Annotated in this window: 17 protein-coding genes and 1 other RNA gene; 16 read left to right on the forward strand and 2 right to left on the reverse strand. The window is 39.1% G+C overall.

The window, feature by feature from the left end:
- Entirely contained in the window at positions 1–621 is a 621-nt protein-coding gene (gene recU / locus ACWODM_RS05105) for a Holliday junction resolvase RecU (protein ID WP_455320301.1), read from the reverse strand.
- A gap of 61 nt (positions 622–682) precedes the next feature.
- Between recU and ACWODM_RS05110 the strand changes: the two genes are divergently transcribed.
- The 7 genes from ACWODM_RS05110 (at position 683) to ACWODM_RS05140 (ending at position 6,093) form a co-directional block, all read left to right on the forward strand.
- Positions 683–1,237 (forward strand): DUF1273 domain-containing protein, encoded by a 555-nt coding sequence (locus tag ACWODM_RS05110; RefSeq protein WP_455320302.1) that lies wholly within the window; start codon positions 683–685, stop codon positions 1,235–1,237.
- Between the two features lie 73 nt (positions 1,238–1,310).
- Positions 1,311–1,718: a cell division regulator GpsB gene (gene gpsB, locus ACWODM_RS05115; RefSeq protein WP_455320303.1), complete on the forward strand. Its 408-nt coding sequence runs from the start codon at positions 1,311–1,313 to the stop codon at positions 1,716–1,718.
- A 26-nt stretch (positions 1,719–1,744) separates the two neighbouring features.
- Positions 1,745–2,115, forward strand: an RNA gene (gene rnpB / locus ACWODM_RS05120) — RNase P RNA component class B.
- A 159-nt stretch (positions 2,116–2,274) separates the two neighbouring features.
- Entirely contained in the window at positions 2,275–3,441 is a 1,167-nt protein-coding gene (locus ACWODM_RS05125) for a THUMP domain-containing class I SAM-dependent RNA methyltransferase (protein WP_455320304.1), read from the forward strand.
- Positions 3,442–3,458: 17 nt separating this feature from the next.
- Positions 3,459–4,958: a carboxypeptidase M32 gene (locus ACWODM_RS05130; RefSeq protein WP_455320305.1), complete on the forward strand. Its 1,500-nt coding sequence runs from the start codon at positions 3,459–3,461 to the stop codon at positions 4,956–4,958.
- 53 nt (positions 4,959–5,011) lie between these two features.
- Positions 5,012–5,653: an HD domain-containing protein gene (locus ACWODM_RS05135; protein ID WP_455320306.1), complete on the forward strand. Its 642-nt coding sequence runs from the start codon at positions 5,012–5,014 to the stop codon at positions 5,651–5,653.
- A gap of 80 nt (positions 5,654–5,733) precedes the next feature.
- Positions 5,734–6,093 (forward strand): hypothetical protein, encoded by a 360-nt coding sequence (locus ACWODM_RS05140; RefSeq protein ID WP_455320307.1) that lies wholly within the window; start codon positions 5,734–5,736, stop codon positions 6,091–6,093.
- A 51-nt stretch (positions 6,094–6,144) separates the two neighbouring features.
- On the opposite strand, the gene ACWODM_RS05145 is transcribed toward ACWODM_RS05140, so the two are convergent.
- The gene (locus tag ACWODM_RS05145) at positions 6,145–6,468 is read right to left on the reverse strand and encodes a hypothetical protein (protein WP_455320308.1); all 324 of its coding nucleotides are present in this window, start codon (positions 6,466–6,468) and stop codon (positions 6,145–6,147) included.
- Between the two features lie 205 nt (positions 6,469–6,673).
- Here ACWODM_RS05145 and ACWODM_RS05150 point away from each other — a divergent pair, with 205 nt between their 5' ends.
- From ACWODM_RS05150 to ACWODM_RS05190, 9 genes are all read left to right on the forward strand, one after another.
- The gene (locus ACWODM_RS05150; RefSeq protein ID WP_455320309.1) at positions 6,674–8,020 is read left to right on the forward strand and encodes a DEAD/DEAH box helicase; all 1,347 of its coding nucleotides are present in this window, start codon (positions 6,674–6,676) and stop codon (positions 8,018–8,020) included.
- A 215-nt stretch (positions 8,021–8,235) separates the two neighbouring features.
- On the forward strand, positions 8,236–8,697 hold the full coding sequence (gene tnpA / locus ACWODM_RS05155; protein ID WP_455320310.1) for an IS200/IS605 family transposase: 462 nt from the start codon (positions 8,236–8,238) through the stop codon (positions 8,695–8,697).
- 269 nt (positions 8,698–8,966) lie between these two features.
- Positions 8,967–9,560, forward strand: a complete 594-nt coding sequence (locus tag ACWODM_RS05160) for a DUF5052 family protein (RefSeq protein ID WP_455320311.1) — start codon at positions 8,967–8,969, stop codon at positions 9,558–9,560.
- Positions 9,561–9,828: 268 nt separating this feature from the next.
- On the forward strand, positions 9,829–10,212 hold the full coding sequence (locus ACWODM_RS05165; RefSeq protein WP_455320312.1) for a YxeA family protein: 384 nt from the start codon (positions 9,829–9,831) through the stop codon (positions 10,210–10,212).
- Positions 10,213–10,412: 200 nt separating this feature from the next.
- A complete protein-coding gene (locus tag ACWODM_RS05170; RefSeq protein ID WP_455320313.1) occupies positions 10,413–10,688 on the forward strand; it encodes a UPF0223 family protein in 276 nt (91 codons plus the stop codon).
- A gap of 5 nt (positions 10,689–10,693) precedes the next feature.
- Positions 10,694–11,470 carry an inositol monophosphatase family protein gene (locus tag ACWODM_RS05175; protein ID WP_455320314.1) on the forward strand — a complete coding sequence of 259 codons (777 nt, stop codon included), beginning with the start codon at positions 10,694–10,696 and terminating at the stop codon, positions 11,468–11,470.
- A gap of 226 nt (positions 11,471–11,696) precedes the next feature.
- Positions 11,697–13,532 (forward strand): translational GTPase TypA, encoded by a 1,836-nt coding sequence (typA, locus tag ACWODM_RS05180; RefSeq protein WP_455320315.1) that lies wholly within the window; start codon positions 11,697–11,699, stop codon positions 13,530–13,532.
- Between the two features lie 391 nt (positions 13,533–13,923).
- A complete protein-coding gene (locus ACWODM_RS05185) occupies positions 13,924–14,223 on the forward strand; it encodes a YlaN family protein (RefSeq protein ID WP_455320316.1) in 300 nt (99 codons plus the stop codon).
- Positions 14,224–14,226: 3 nt separating this feature from the next.
- Complete coding sequence (locus ACWODM_RS05190) at positions 14,227–15,396, forward strand: FtsW/RodA/SpoVE family cell cycle protein (RefSeq protein WP_455320317.1); 1,170 nt, start codon at positions 14,227–14,229, stop codon at positions 15,394–15,396.
- Positions 15,397–15,406: the final 10 nt, after the last annotated feature.

Raw genomic sequence — 15,406 nt, forward strand, 5'->3', positions numbered from 1 at the left:
TTATATGTTCTCCTTTGCTTCTAAATAGTGCGCCACTGCTTCCAAATAGGGAATACGTGGAGCGATTTTTGGTTTGATCTCAATCCCTAATTCTTCAATCAAGGAGAGAGGCAATGATTTTTTTGCTGTATGTTGAGTATCCCAGTAGTGAATCAAATGGCTGCTTTCTAAAAAAAAGCAGCGTTCTAATGTTGAGAACCATAAAAGAACAAAGCAGATCCCTTGTTGATCCAGACAATTTTTCATGTGCCGGATCTGATGCTCATGAAAATTTTTCAGCGGAAACGATGTCTTGTTTTTCGTTTCTTTTGCTTCAAAATCTAAATAAACACCTTTGTAAACGCCGTTGTAGTCAGTAGTAGAGGATTCTTTGAAATAGGCCTCTTTGATAACTGCTGCACTACGTTTTGGGTAATCAACCTGTACAATTTGGATCGGGGTCGGTTTCTTATGGATAACGGCGAATCCTCGATTCAAATAATAGTCATTGCTTTGATTGATCGCTTCTTCAAATCGCATGCCGCGATTCGCAAAAGTAGCTTTCTTTTCTTTTACTTGCTTTTTTTTTCTTGACGCGCCATCATAGGGTGAAGGCTGACCGTTAGGATATCGAAAAACCATGAAATTCACACTCCTAGCCAGTATTATACCAAAAAGAGAAAAGGAAAGAAAAGGGAAGCAGATGAAAACTATTCAAACGATGGTTATTTCAGGATATCGGAGCTTTGAATTGGGCGTATTTCAAGAGAAAGATCCTAAAATAGCAGTTATTAAGAAAGTCATAAAAATGACGTTGCAGCAGTATTTAGATGAGGGATTGGAGTGGGTTTTAATTGGAGGGAATCTCGGAGTAGAAATCTGGGCTGGTCAGGTGGTTCTTGAATTGCAAAAAGAATACCCAGAGTTGAAATTAGGCATTCTGTTTCCTTTTGAAGGTTTTGGTGAGCAATGGAACGAAAAGAACCAGCAGCTCTTGACGGAATTGAAGACACAGGCGAATTACGTCAATGCGACCAGTCACGCCTCTTATCAGAATCCTAGCCAATTAAAAAATCATACTCAATTTTTGTTGGAACATGCTGGAGGAGCAATCCTCGTTTATGACGATGAATACCCTGGCAAGACGCAGTTTTTCGTAAAAGATGCAAGAGAGTTTGCGGAGAAAAATCCGTTTTTGGTTCACCAAATTTCAATGGATGATTTACAAAATATTGTTTTTGCCGGTGATAGTGTTTGATTTATTAAGATTTTTTGGATAGAATAGGAACGAAGAGCTAGAAGTAGCAGAATCTAACTAATGAGGTGTAAACATGGCAAATTTAATGTATAGTCCAAAAGATATTTTACAGCAAGAATTCAAAACAAAAATGCGCGGTTATGATCCAGTTGAAGTAGACGAGTTTCTTGATGGGATTATCAAGGATTACGAAACATACAACAAGGAAATTTTGACGTTGCAAGAGGAAAACGATCGTCTACACGCAAAAATCGCACAGTTGAGCAAGAGTCAGGCAATCAGTTCTCGTGTTCAGACAGAAGCTCCTAAGAGTCAGACAGTGACAAATTTTGATATTTTGAAACGTTTGTCAAATCTTGAAAAAGAAGTTTTCGGTAAGAAATTAGACCAAGATACGACAACCGAAACACGGTCTTCACAGGTTGTTTCTAGTAACTACACACAAGCAGACGATGATTTAGAAAAAACTCGCCAATTTTAAACAATTGGACAGAACAAACAATTGTGGTCTTCAGATAATCGCGGTTTGATTCGATCAGGCTGAGGAAAGTCCATGCTCGCACAGGCTGCGATGCTTGTAGTGTTCGTGCCTAGCGAAACCATAAGCTAGGGTACTTTGAAAAAAGTAACGGCAGAAAAAACGGCTAAGGCTTTGCTATGCCCGAGTATTCTTGAAAGTGCCACAGTGACGAAGCAATACGGGAAACGGTATTGGTGGAACGCGGTAAACCCCTCGAGCGAGCAACCCAAACAATGGTAGGGGCGCTTTTTGTAACGGAAATGAACGGGACAAAGAGGCAATTTTTTATTGCAGATAGATGATTATCCAAATTATTTTGCTCCCTGTAAAATAATTGGACAAAACATGGCTTATAGAAGATCACAATCAATCAGGGAATCCTTCCGTTTTGGGAGGTTTTTTTTATCAAGAAGTATGAAAACGTCATGAAAATGCCAGCGAAGGCTGAAATTCAGCTTTCCTGTAGAGTTTTGTTGAGAAGAGTATATTAGAAAATGGAAGAAACAAGGAGTGGACTATGAAAGAAAATCAAGTATTTGAATTAGTGGCGACTGCCGCCAGCGGATTAGAAGCATTAGTCGGCAAAGAACTGCGAGATCTTGGGATCGATTGTCAGGTCGAGAATGGACGTGCCCGCTTCAAAGGAACAATGGAGACAATCGCAAAAGCTAATTTATGGCTGCGCACGGCAGACCGGATCAAGATCGTTGTGGGTGAGTTTGATGCTTATAGCTTTGACGAGTTGTTTGAAAAAGTAAAGGCTTTACCTTGGGAAGATTATTTGCCATTGGATGCGGAATTTCCGGTAGCGGGAAAATCAATCAAGTCCAAATTGTACAGCACACCGGATTGTCAGGCAATCACCAAAAAAGCGATTGTCAATCGGCTACGGGAATACTACCATCGCCCGGCAAGTATGCCTTTGGCTGAAACTGGTGCCATGTTCAAGCTGGAAGTAGCCTTGTTGAAGGATCATGTGATGGTGACCCTGGATACGACAGGTCCAAGTTTGTTCAAACGTGGCTATCGTTTGGAAAAAGGTGGTGCGCCACTAAAAGAAAATATGGCGGCGGCGCTCGTACAATTGACTAACTGGCGAACGGATCGTCCCTTTGTCGATCCTGTTTGCGGTTCAGGTACGATTTGTATTGAGGCTGCGTTGATCGGTCACAACATTGCTCCTGGTTTTAATCGTGAATTCGCCTGCGAAGAATGGGATTGGTTCTCGGCAGATGTATTTGAAAAAGTTCGAGCGGAAGCCGATGAAGCTGCCGACTATGACGTAGAACTTGATATCATGGGAACCGATATCAATGGCAGAATGATTGAAATCGCTAAAGCAAACGCAGAAGAGATCGGTCTGGGAGATTCGATCGTATTTAAGCAACAAGCTTTGAAGGATTTCAAAACAGAAAAAGAATACGGTGTGATCCTGGCGAACCCTCCATATGGTGAACGCTTAGGAGAAGAGGAATCCGTCCGCCGCTTGTATAAAGAAATGGGAGAGGTTTTCCGCCCGCTAAAAACTTGGAGTAAGTACATTTTGACCAGTGATCTAGCTTTTGAGGAGTTTTATGGACAAAAAGCCACGAAAAAACGCAAATTGTACAATGGTGCCTTGCGCACCGATTTGTTCCAATTTTGGGGAACAAGACCACCAAGAAAGCCTAGAGTAGAAAAATAAAGGAGATTTTTTAGTTGATGAAGGAACAAGATTTTTTAAACGAACTGAAGGAAATAGATTTATTACAACAAGCCTTAGCTATTCTTGATTGGGATGCCCAAACTGGCATGCCTGACAAAGCAAGCGACTATCGCAGTGAAACAGTCGGTTATCTTTATGGAAAATACTTTGAAAAAAAGGTCGGTCCTAAAATTTCTGAGGCCTTGACTTACTTTGGAGCACATCCAGAGGAACTGTCAGAAGTAGGAGCAGTGGCTCTTCAATTGACCAAGGAAGAGTATGAATTGAATCATGCGGTACCTAATGAGCTGATGACCGAATACTCCAAAGCTACTTCACTGGCTCAAAGTGCTTGGCAAAACGCCCGCGAAAAAAATGATTTTAGCGTCTATCGGGATGCTCTTGCAGAAAATATTCGTTTGACTAAAGAATTGATTCCTTATTGGAAAAAAGAAGAAGCGACGAACTATGATGTGTTGCTTGATCAGTACGAGCCTAAAATGACTACTGAGATTTTAGATGAGGTATTTGCACAGGTCCGTGACGGAATCATGGCTATTCGTCAGGAATTAGCTGAAAAAGGAACAGAACCGGAGACTGCTTTTCTCTCTAGAAAAATGACGGAAGGACAACAACGTAAATTTGTTGAAAAAGTGATTCAAGATTTAGGCTATGATCTAACTTGTGGTCGTTTGGATACAACGATCCATCCCTTTGCTACAGGAATCAATCATAAGGATGTCCGCTTGACAACACGCTGGAATGAGACAGATTTCTCAATGGCTGTTTTTGGGACGATCCACGAAGCGGGACATGGGATGTATGAACAAAATATCGATGAAAAATTTGAATACACACCGGCACATGAAGGGGCTTCGATGGGAATCCACGAGTCGCAATCTCTATTCAATGAGATCATCATTGGTAGCAATCGTCAATTCTGGAAAAAACAATATCCGTTCTTCCAGGAATGCGCAGAAGGAACCTTCGATGACCTAGAATTCGATGACTTTTATAAAGGGTTGAAACGTACGCAAGCAAGTTTGATCCGCATCGAGGCAGACACATTGACCTATGTCTTGCATATCATCATTCGCTATGAGATCGAAAAAATGATTTTCAATGGGACAGCTTCAGTTGATGAGCTGCCACAAATCTGGAATGACAAATACGAAGAATATTTAGGAATTCGTCCAGAAAATGATTTGGAAGGAATTTTACAGGATGTCCATTGGTCAGGAGCTAGCTTTGGTTACTTCCCTTCTTATGCTTTGGGCTACATGTATGCCGCACAGCTACTTCATGCGATGCAAAAGGAAATCGCTATCGATGAAGTTCTGGCTTCCGATGATTATTCTCCAATCCAGAACTGGCTGAAGACGCATATCCATCAATATGGAGCCTCAAGAAAACCTAACCAACTGATCTTGGATGCAACTGGAGAAAGCTTGAATCCTCAATATCTGTTGGACTATCTACGCGGCATCTACTTTGATGTTTATCAAATCGAAGAATAGAAAAAGTATCTTCTGCAAATACTTGTGGAAGATATTTTTCTCAGGAGGCAAACATGAACAAATTGGACCAAGTCATTTGCTACACGAAACAAAAGTTGACGGATGAAAAAACTGGACATGATTTTCTGCATGTCGAGCGAGTGGCACATCTGGCAGAGAAGATTGTCCATGAAGATCAATTGGATGTGAACCGGGAAATCGTTTTAAGCAGTGCGTATTTGCATGATGTCATTGATGACAAGGTGACTGATAATAGCGAGCAGGCAATGTTAGAGCTGGCCGATTTTTTAGGAGACATCGCCTTCACAGACAATGAAATCGCAGAGATTTTACAGATCATTCAAAATCTATCTTTTTCCAAAGAAATTGAAAACGGAAAACAGTCGCTTTCTTTGGAGGGACAGATTGTACAGGATGCAGATCGTTTGGAGGCTCTCGGTGCGATCGGGATTTTGAGAACGGCCTATTATGGCGGCGGACACGATCACCCGATCCATCACGAGACACTGAAACCTCAGAATTTCACTTCAAAAAAAGAGTATCGTAAGGGAACGACAGTCATCAATCATTTTTACGAAAAATTGTTTTTATTGCCCGAAAAAATGAATACTAAAGCAGGAAAAAAAGAAGCCAATCGTCGGAAAATATTTATGGAAACTTTTTTAGATGAGTTTTATCATGAATGGCGAGTTTAATAAATTTTAATCTTCAAGGCTTTTATTTTCCATTTTTAATGAATTTTCTTATAATAAAGGAGAAAGGGGCAAAAGAGACCATGTTTTTTCAGCATACTTTAAAATCAAAAGAATTGCGAAAAGTGATTGCTAATGTTAGAGAGTGTCTTTTTACAGCTTCAGCAAAGTTGGCTGATCGAGACTACAAAGTTGCAGTGTACAAATACAATGATGAATATTTTATATTGAATGACTCACGGATTTTTGAAAAATTAGAGGGACTCAGCGAGTATTTTCAAGGGGACGAAAGTCAATTGTTGTCATACATTGAAGGTGCTTTGGAGGAAAATTTGTACCATCTAGTCAAAGAAAACTATATTTGTTTGGATTTAAGTATTCTGGCTCACATGGAAGAAGCAAACAACGTAAAGATCCGTTATTACGAATTTATTGATATTTAGATAAAAAAAGCAGGACGACTGACTCGCGACCTGCTTTTTTGTAGGAATGATTTATTTGGACTCGTAAAATTGTTTCGCTCGGCGGTAACCGCGATAAGTATTCAGAATCAGTAACAGGATACCGATCGCTAAGGGGATTGCCAGCAGATAGAATGGGTAGCCATAGGTAGTTTCGAGCTCAGTTTGTGAAGCTAGGGCCATCTCTGTCAAAGCCTGCTGGATCACCTGCAGACTGAAGGCAATCAGAAAACCAGCAATGATGAATAACACAAATCCTAGATAAGGAATGTCGGATTTTTTTCTAAAAATGGCAAAACCACTATACAAGATAAATAGAAAAATAGGAACGCCAAAGGCAAAGATACTATTCAACATAAGGAACACCTCCTGATAACATGATACTGCAAAATAAGTGATTTGAAAAATATTTTTGAGGGAGTCGCTAAAGAACAGGTCTTGGTTTAAGAAAAAAACATTCGTTTACCATACCCTCTCTACGACCAAAACAAAAACATCGTAGGATTATTGGAAACAGTATGCTATACTTTGAAAGATTCTAAAAAGGAAAGAAGGTGCTAAAATGTCATTCAAACGATTTGCATTTCAGCCATTTATTTACGAGGCATTAGAGGATAAGAAGTTCTCAGAGCCCACAGAAGTACAGGAAAAATTGATTCCTGTAATCAAAAAAGGAAAAAGTGTTGTTGGTCAATCACAGACAGGAAGTGGGAAAACACATACATTTCTATTGCCTTTACTGGATAAGGTCGATCCATCAAAAGATGAAGTACAGATCGTGATCACTGCACCAAGTCGTGAGTTGTCTACACAGATTTATCAGGCAGCGAAACAAATCGCACAATTTTCGACACCAGAGATTCGGGTAACGAATTTTGTGGGAGGCACAGACAAGCAGCGTCAATTGGATCGCTTGAAAAATCATCAACCACAAGTTGTGATTGGTACTCCTGGACGTATTTTAGACATGATGAACGAACGTGCATTGGCTGTACATACGGCTTTTGCCTTTATTGTAGATGAAGCTGACATGACCTTGGACATGGGCTTCCTCGCTGAAGTGGACCAAATTGCCGGTCGTTTGCCGGAAAGATTGCAAATGCTCGTGTTTTCAGCGACGATACCTGAAAAATTGCGTCCCTTCTTGAAAAAATATATGGAAAACCCACTGATCGAGGAAATTCGTCCTAAAGCGATTATCTCGGAAACGATCGACAATTGGCTGATCTCAACAAAAGGAAAAAATACCAATGCCTTGATCTATGATTTGCTGACGGTAGGACATCCTTACTTGGCGATTGTTTTCGCAAATACTAAGACACGCGTAGATGAGATCACAGATTATTTACGGGAACAGGGATTGAAAGTAGCTAAGATCCACGGCGATATCACACCTAGAGAACGCAAACGTGTCATGCGTCAAGTTCAGAACTTGGAGTATCAGTATGTAGTTGCTACTGACTTGGCAGCCCGTGGTATCGATATTGAAGGCGTCTCCCATGTGATCAATGCAGAAGTTCCAGAAGATCTGGATTTCTTTATTCATCGTGTCGGAAGAACCGGTCGTAATCAATTGTCAGGCACAGCAATCACTTTGTATGATCCAAGTGATGAGCAGGCAATTGCTGAAATTGAAGATTTAGGTGTGACCTTCAAGCCTAAGGAGATCAAACAAGGGGAAATCGTAGATACCTATGATCGTAATCGTCGTAAAAAACGTGAGAAAAACCGAGAAGAACTAGATACAACGATGATCGGTCTAGTGAAGAAGAAAAAGAAAAAAATCAAACCTGGATATAAGAAGAAGATCCAGTGGGAGATCGATAAGAGCAACAAAGCGAAACGTAAAATCGAACGTCGCCAACAAACACGTTCAGCTCGCAAAAACAAGAAGAATTCTAATAGCTGATCTTAAATCGATCAATCTATATAAAAAACGAACGGTCGTCGAATCGTTCGTTTTTTTATTATTAATGACTTTAGTCCGTTTCACTCGCAAAGCGTGTGAAACAAAAAAACCGCGCGCTTATAGGCGTGGACGAAGTAGCTTTAGCGTTAAAAAACTCCTTTCGATATACTAATAAGTGGCTACCAACCGCTTATCAAATCGAAAGGAGTTTTTTTATGTCTACTGATGATAAAAGTTTATCACATACAAGATGGAATTGTAAGTATCATCTAGTTTTTACATCGAAGTATCGACGGAAAGTGATTTATGGACAATTAAGAAAAGAGATCGGAAGAATTTTACGAAGACTATGTGAAATGAAAGACGTGGAAATTATTGAAGCCCACGCTATGCCGGATCATATCCACATGTTAGTGAGAATTCCACCGAAAATGAGTGTTTCAAGTTTTATGGGTTATCTAAAAGGAAGAAGTGCAACATTAATTCATGAACGACACGCAAATCTGAAGTATAAATATGGCAATAAGTCATTTTGGTCTAAGGGATACTATGTAAGCACGGTGGGATTAAATCAAAAGACGATTGAAAAATATATTCGAGAACAAGAAGCAGAGGATCGCATAAGAGATAGTATAAGTAAAAGAGAGTACGTGGACCCATTCAAAAGTAAGAAATAAATAAAGAGGCGAGCGATGAGCGGTTGGCAGTCTTTGAAAAAGCTCCTTTTAAGGGGCAGCGAATGGCGACCTCTTCTAGAGGTGATAAAAAGCCACCCGTTTTCACGGGTGGATAATTACTTTGAGTGAGTTTTTTTACGGGAGATTCTCCGTTCCAAGAGGTTGACATCCATCTTCAGACGGATGTCAAAATAACTTAATTCCCTTATATTAAAGCTAGAGCAAAAGAACAGATAGTTTTAAATATAGAAAACATAGGGGTGAAAAAAATGAAAAAGAAACGATTATTGCTCATGCTGGTACTGAGTATTTTTGTATTGTCGGGTTGTCAAAATATTCGAATGTGGTTCAAAGGATTTGAAGAGAGCTTTAAGGGATTGGAAATGGTGATTCAAACCTATGATGAAGAGAGTCAGTTGATTGATCGAATCGTCGGAAAATCGATTTTGATCGAGAGAGATTCAACCTTTGATACGAATGAAGAGACGAAAGATTCGTCAGTAATTCAATTGACGATAGGAAACAATGAAATGCACCATGTGGGCTCTTCGATGATCATTGCTGAGACGAGTTTAGAAAATATCTTTGATGAGTATACTGAATCAGTAGATGTTCAAAGCATACAAAGAGGCGTTCCTATCGTTAATTCTTTGGTCAATGAATTTAAAAATTCATTTTCAGGAAAGCAGAAAGTCATCTTGATTCGTAGTCAAAATGGGACACCATTAGCTACTTATGCAGGAGATAAGGTTTCTTTGTATAAGACGGATGTTCCTAAAAGTACAGGCTTGTTGGTGGATGGGGAGTACTTGTTTATCTACCGTTGTGATTACACAATTTATGATTTAGCTTTGCTCGAATAAAGGCAAGAGACTGATCAAAAGTCAAAGTCACCCATTTTTTATAAAATAAATCGAAGAAACATGAGGAATCAAGGTTTTTTTAAAGATTTCATGTGTTTCTTCTTTGTCAGTCATCTATTTTTACGTAGTCTGTTTAAAAACATAGCCTATGATGTTTGTCTTGCAGAATCATGACAAAACTGTAAGTATTTTTTCAGACTGCAGACGGACTGCTCAGGAGAGATTTTTCTTTACAATAGTATTATCTTATCATTAGGAGGAACATCAAATGAAAACATTAGCAAAAATCGGTGGAACGCTGATCGTGATCTTGGGATTTCTTTTCGGAACGACCCTCTATACTAGGAATTCTAGCAGTGAACTAGCTGGTATACTGGATCAATTCAATCCGCTCGTTAAAGAAACCTCAGTTTATGTCAAAACGAAAGAAGCAGATAGCGTTAACGGCTACGGAACCGCGCATTATAAGCAAATTGCTGTTTATGAAGACGGTGAAACCAGACAAATTGCGTTTAATGGTATATCAGAGTTAAAGAAGGATCGATATCTACGATTGACGAATAAAGGAGCCCACGTTGAGACTTATGAGGAAGTTTCGGAAAGTGATGTACCCCAAAAAGCTCTGCAGCAACTTGCTGAACTTCAAGATTGATGACAACGATTAGAGTAATTAAATTTTATCCTCTAGTCAGTTCTAGGCAGTCACATGTAGTGTAGCAAGGCTTTTTTCAAAAGTAACTCAGCTACTCATAGAAAATTTAGACTTATATCGGAAGGAGTCTTTGAATGGTTTTCCTTGTCCCTCTATCTATGATAAACTAAGAGGTGATTAAAAGAAGCGAGGAAGAATGAATGAAAGACTATCAATATCCCATTGATTTAAATTGGACGACAGATGAAATGGTTCTTGTTGTAAATATGTGGGATGCGTTGGAACAAGTGTATGAAAAAGGAATTCCCACTCAAAAGTTTCTGTCAACTTACAAAGCCTTTAAAACAGTTGTCCGAAGTATTGGAGAAGAGCGCCGATTAGGTAGAGAATTCGAAGAACTGTCAGGTTACTCTCTGTATCGTGCGCTTCAAGAAGCAAAAACAAAAACTGATGGAAGATTGAAGATGAAAGGATGAACGCCATGCAAATATTGATCAATGAGATCCGTTATTGGATGAAAGAAGCAGGAGAAAAAATCAAGCACGCCTTGTCAGAAGAAGAGTTGACTGTGGATACTAAAACCAGTCGTAAAGATCTAGTGACCAATATCGACAAAATGATCCAAGAGTATTTAGCGGATCAAATGCTAGCATTCGATCCAGAATCGAAAATCTTGGGTGAAGAAAATGGGCACGATCAGTTAAAGGACTTGAGCGGACGAGTGTTCATCATTGATCCGATCGATGGAACGATGAATTTTGTTCTAGAGCAAGAAAATTTTTGTATCATGGTAGCCGTTTATGAAGACGGCGAGGGCTTATTGGGCTTTGTCTATGACGTCATGGAAGATCGTCTACTATGGGGTGGCAGAGACATCGGTGTCTTCTTGAATGAAGAGCGTGTCCCTGTTCCGGCAGACTGTCCCTTGTCAGAAGGTTTACTGGGAATGAATGCCAGTATGTATGCACAAAATGCCTACAATGCACAACTCATGGGTGATCGCTCGATGGGTGTGCGTATGTCTGGATGTGCCGGCCTAGAATTGATTGATATGGCTTTAGGGAAACGAATCGGCTATGTCTCTCATCTGGCGCCTTGGGATTACGCACCGGGTGGTGTTTTGATCGAAGCGCTTGGAATGAAGATGAGCAGTATCTACGGTGAAACCTTAAAAATAGATGGCAGGGAACGATTTTTAGCAGGAACACCCGCTGCCTATGAAGAAATGCTGACACTGGCTCTACAAAGCAAAAAATAACGAAGAACCTTGAAATCAGTTGCCTGATTTTCAAGGTTTTTTATCGTACGCAAAAAAATTACAAAAAGAGTTTGATCAAGAAACGTTTGAATTGGACTAAACAGACAAGAAAAATCAGTTTTTTTAATAAAAAGTGAAAAAGTGAAAACTTTTCACTAGTTTTCAGAAACGATATTTGTTATAATTACTCGTCAAGTGTAAAGCCAAATTAAAAGGAGCAATTAAATTGAAACATAGAGATGATATTCGCAACGTAGCCATTATCGCCCACGTTGACCATGGTAAAACAACATTAGTAGATGAACTACTAAAACAATCAGACACATTAGATGCTCGTACCCAATTACAAGAACGTGCAATGGACTCAAACGCAATTGAAAAAGAACGTGGAATTACAATCTTAGCTAAAAATACAGCTGTCGATTATCAAGGAACTCGCATCAACATTATGGATACCCCTGGACACGCGGACTTTGGTGGAGAAGTGGAACGTATCATGAAAATGGTTGACGGCGTAGTTTTAGTTGTCGATTCTTATGAAGGTACAATGCCTCAAACACGTTTTGTATTGAAAAAAGCCTTAGAACAACACGTTACACCAATCGTAGTTATCAACAAAATCGATAAGCCTTCTGCACGTCCTGAACACGTAGTAGACGAAGTATTAGAATTATTTATCGAATTAGGTGCAGATGACGATCAATTAGATTTCCCAGTGATTTACGCGTCAGCATTGAATGGAACGTCAAGCACTTCTGACGATCCTGCTGAGCAAGAGCACACAATGGGACCAGTTTTTGATACGATCATTGAACATATTCCTGCACCTATCGACAATAGTGACGAACCGCTACAATTCCAAGTATCTCTTTTAGACTACAATGATTATGTTGGTCGTATTGGGATCGGTCGTGTATTCCGTGGGAAAATCAAAGTTGGTGACAGTGTTGCATTAATGAAATTAGACGGAACCGTGAAACAATTCCGTGTAACGAAACTTTATGGATTCTTTGGCTTACAGAAAGTAGAAATTGAAGAAGCAATTGCCGGTGATTTGATCGCTGTTTCTGGGATGGAAGATATCTTCGTTGGTGAAACGGTAACACCAGCAGATCATCAAGATGCGTTACCAATTTTGCATATCGATGAACCAACCCTGCAAATGACTTTTTTAGTAAATAACTCACCTTTCGCTGGTCGTGAAGGTAAATTTGTGACAGCTCGTAAAATTGAAGAACGATTGATGTCAGAACTACAAACAGATGTCTCTTTAAGAGTAGAACCAATTGGTCCGGATTCTTGGACAGTTTCAGGTCGTGGAGAATTGCATTTGTCTATCTTGATCGAAAACATGCGTCGTGAAGGTTATGAATTGCAAGTATCACGTCCAGAAGTAATCGAACGTGAAATTGATGGTGTGAAATGTGAACCATTTGAGCGCGTTCAAATCGATACTCCGGAAGAATACATGGGATCAGTTATCGAATCATTAGGGATTCGTAAAGCTGAGATGCAAGACATGATCAACACTGGAAATGGTCAAGTAAGAATCATTTTCTTAGCTCCTGCTCGTGGCTTGATTGGTTATACGAATGAATTCTTGTCAATGACTCGTGGTTACGGAATCATGAACCACACCTTCGATCAATATCTACCAATGATTCCAACACAGATCGGTGGACGTCATCATGGTGCCTTGGTTTCTATTGATACTGGTAAAGCGACAACTTATTCGATCATGAGTATTGAAGAACGCGGAACAGTCTTTGTAGAACCAACTACGGAAGTTTATGAAGGTATGATCATTGGTGAAAATGCTCGTGACAACGACTTAACTGTTAACATTACGAAAGCTAAACAAATGACTAACGTTCGTTCAGCAACGAAAGATCAAACATCAGTCATCAAAAAACCACGTATCTTATCATTAGAAGAATCTTTGGAATTTTTGAATGACGACGAATATTGTGAAGTAACACCGGAAAGCATTCGTTTGCGTAAACAAATTCTAAACAAAAACGAACGTGAAAAGGCAGCGAAGAAAAAGAAAAAAGCTGACTAAGAGACGATTCAAGGCAAGTGATGCGACCGCATCACTTGCCTTTTTTTGAAAAGAGTCAGAGAAAAAGTAAGAACTTAGAATCTGTGGGAAACTTTTAATAGTGAGCTTAAAAAAAGCTGACATAAAGCATTTTGTTTTTTTCAGGCAAATAAAATAGAAAGACAAATGTTTCATATCGTGTTGTTGTTTCACGTTGCTTGATTTAGAAAAGAGTAAAAAACGAATAAAGAAAAAAATCCAGCTAGAAATTTTTTGAAAAATCTGTAAAATGGCAAAACAATGAAATTTTTGTTCGTTTTTTTCTAATTTTTATACAAAGTCATGATTTGAAATAACCAATTTCCTTAAAACTTATGCTATAATAATGAAACGAAAGATAGGAGGGAGCGAAATGGAATCTATTTCTCCAGAATTGGCAGCTGATTTATTGGTCCAAGAAGCGGATCGTATCCGTATGCTGATTCGTAATCAAAAAAATAGTTTGTGCATTTCTCAATGTAAAGCTTTTGAAGAAGTAGTCGATACTCAAATGTACGGTTTGTCTCGTCAAGTGGCTTTTGCTATTCGTTTGGGCATTGTTTCAAATGAAGCAGGACAACAGCTGTTAAGCGACTTGGAAAGAGATTTGAATAAGTTATATAACGAAGTTTATAAAGAAACTAAAGCAAATGAAGTAGGCAGGGAGGGGTAAGTCTTGCCTAATAAAAAAATTAAAAAAAGACAATTCCTCGATTTAGGTATTTTAGTCCCTTATTTGATTCTAAGTGTCGTTGGATTAATGATGGTTTACAGTACCACAGCATACATCATGTTTTCTGATGGGCGAAGCTTTGAATATCAAGTCGTCAGACAGTTTGCTTTCTGGATATTGAGTTTGATTTTGATGGTCGTCATTTATAAAATGAAAATCGACTTTTTAAGGAATAAAAAGCTGGTCCAAATCGCTATGGTCGTGATAACGATCTTGCTTTTGACAGTGTTTCTTTTTGACAAAGAGGATACGAATGGTGCCTATGGTTGGATCCAATTGCCAGGTATCGGATCGATTCAGCCGGTCGAATTCTTGAAGTTTATCGTTATCTGGTTTTTATCTGTGAATTTGACAAGACGTCAGCAGCTGATCCAAGACAATTTTTGGACCAGTGTCAAAGGCTTGTTGATTGTTATTGCCTGTCAAGTCGGGATCGTCACGATTTATCCTGACTTAGGGAATGCCGCAGTAATTGTGTTATTGGTTATGGTAGTGTTGTTGACCAGTGGTGTCAATTATCTCTACACGTTCTTTACAGGTGCTGTCGCAATTGTTGGTAGTATCTTAGCGATTTTTGCTGTTAATTCGGTAGGGAGACTTTTCCTGCCATCCCATGTACTGACACGTTTCTCTACTTTCCGAAATCCGTTCATTGACGAGTTTGGAGACGGACATCAGTTGATTCATGGCTATTATGCGATGTTCAATGGTGGATTGTTTGGTAGAGGTTTAGGAAATAGTATCCAGAAAAAAGGATTTCTTAAATTTGCGCATACAGATTTTGCGTTTTCAATCGTGGTGGAAGAGTTGGGATTGATCGTGGCAATCATTATTTTGGGATTGCTTTTTTATATGATTGCAAGGATCATATTGATTGGTATTCGTTCAAATGATGCGTTTAATTCCATGATGTGTATTGGAATCGGTGCGTTATTTTTAATTTCAGTCTTTATCAACTTAGGAGGAATTACGGGGGTTATTCCATTAACAGGAATTACGTTCCCTTTCATTAGTCAGGGTGGTTCCAGTCTTTTGATGTTCTCTATATGTATTGGTTTTGTATTGAATATTAGTGCGGATGAAAAGAAAAAAGCCTATCAATTAAATTATTGATTTAGAAGTG

Source organism: Enterococcus olivae (genome assembly GCF_053760925.1).

Coding starts and splice junctions, on each gene's coding strand:
- ACWODM_RS05110 (WP_455320302.1), top strand. CDS start 683: ATGAAAACTATTCAAACGATGGTTATTTCAGGATATCGGAGCTTTGAA.
- ACWODM_RS05170 (WP_455320313.1), top strand. CDS start 10,413: ATGAAAGACTATCAATATCCCATTGATTTAAATTGGACGACAGATGAA.
- ACWODM_RS05130 (WP_455320305.1), top strand. CDS start 3,459: ATGAAGGAACAAGATTTTTTAAACGAACTGAAGGAAATAGATTTATTA.
- ACWODM_RS05145 (WP_455320308.1), bottom strand. CDS start 6,468: ATGTTGAATAGTATCTTTGCCTTTGGCGTTCCTATTTTTCTATTTATC.
- ACWODM_RS05165 (WP_455320312.1), top strand. CDS start 9,829: ATGAAAACATTAGCAAAAATCGGTGGAACGCTGATCGTGATCTTGGGA.
- ACWODM_RS05150 (WP_455320309.1), top strand. CDS start 6,674: ATGTCATTCAAACGATTTGCATTTCAGCCATTTATTTACGAGGCATTA.
- gpsB (WP_455320303.1), top strand. CDS start 1,311: ATGGCAAATTTAATGTATAGTCCAAAAGATATTTTACAGCAAGAATTC.
- ACWODM_RS05125 (WP_455320304.1), top strand. CDS start 2,275: ATGAAAGAAAATCAAGTATTTGAATTAGTGGCGACTGCCGCCAGCGGA.
- ACWODM_RS05140 (WP_455320307.1), top strand. CDS start 5,734: ATGTTTTTTCAGCATACTTTAAAATCAAAAGAATTGCGAAAAGTGATT.
- ACWODM_RS05185 (WP_455320316.1), top strand. CDS start 13,924: ATGGAATCTATTTCTCCAGAATTGGCAGCTGATTTATTGGTCCAAGAA.
- recU (WP_455320301.1), bottom strand. CDS start 621: ATGGTTTTTCGATATCCTAACGGTCAGCCTTCACCCTATGATGGCGCG.
- tnpA (WP_455320310.1), top strand. CDS start 8,236: ATGTCTACTGATGATAAAAGTTTATCACATACAAGATGGAATTGTAAG.
- ACWODM_RS05160 (WP_455320311.1), top strand. CDS start 8,967: ATGAAAAAGAAACGATTATTGCTCATGCTGGTACTGAGTATTTTTGTA.
- ACWODM_RS05135 (WP_455320306.1), top strand. CDS start 5,012: ATGAACAAATTGGACCAAGTCATTTGCTACACGAAACAAAAGTTGACG.
- ACWODM_RS05175 (WP_455320314.1), top strand. CDS start 10,694: ATGCAAATATTGATCAATGAGATCCGTTATTGGATGAAAGAAGCAGGA.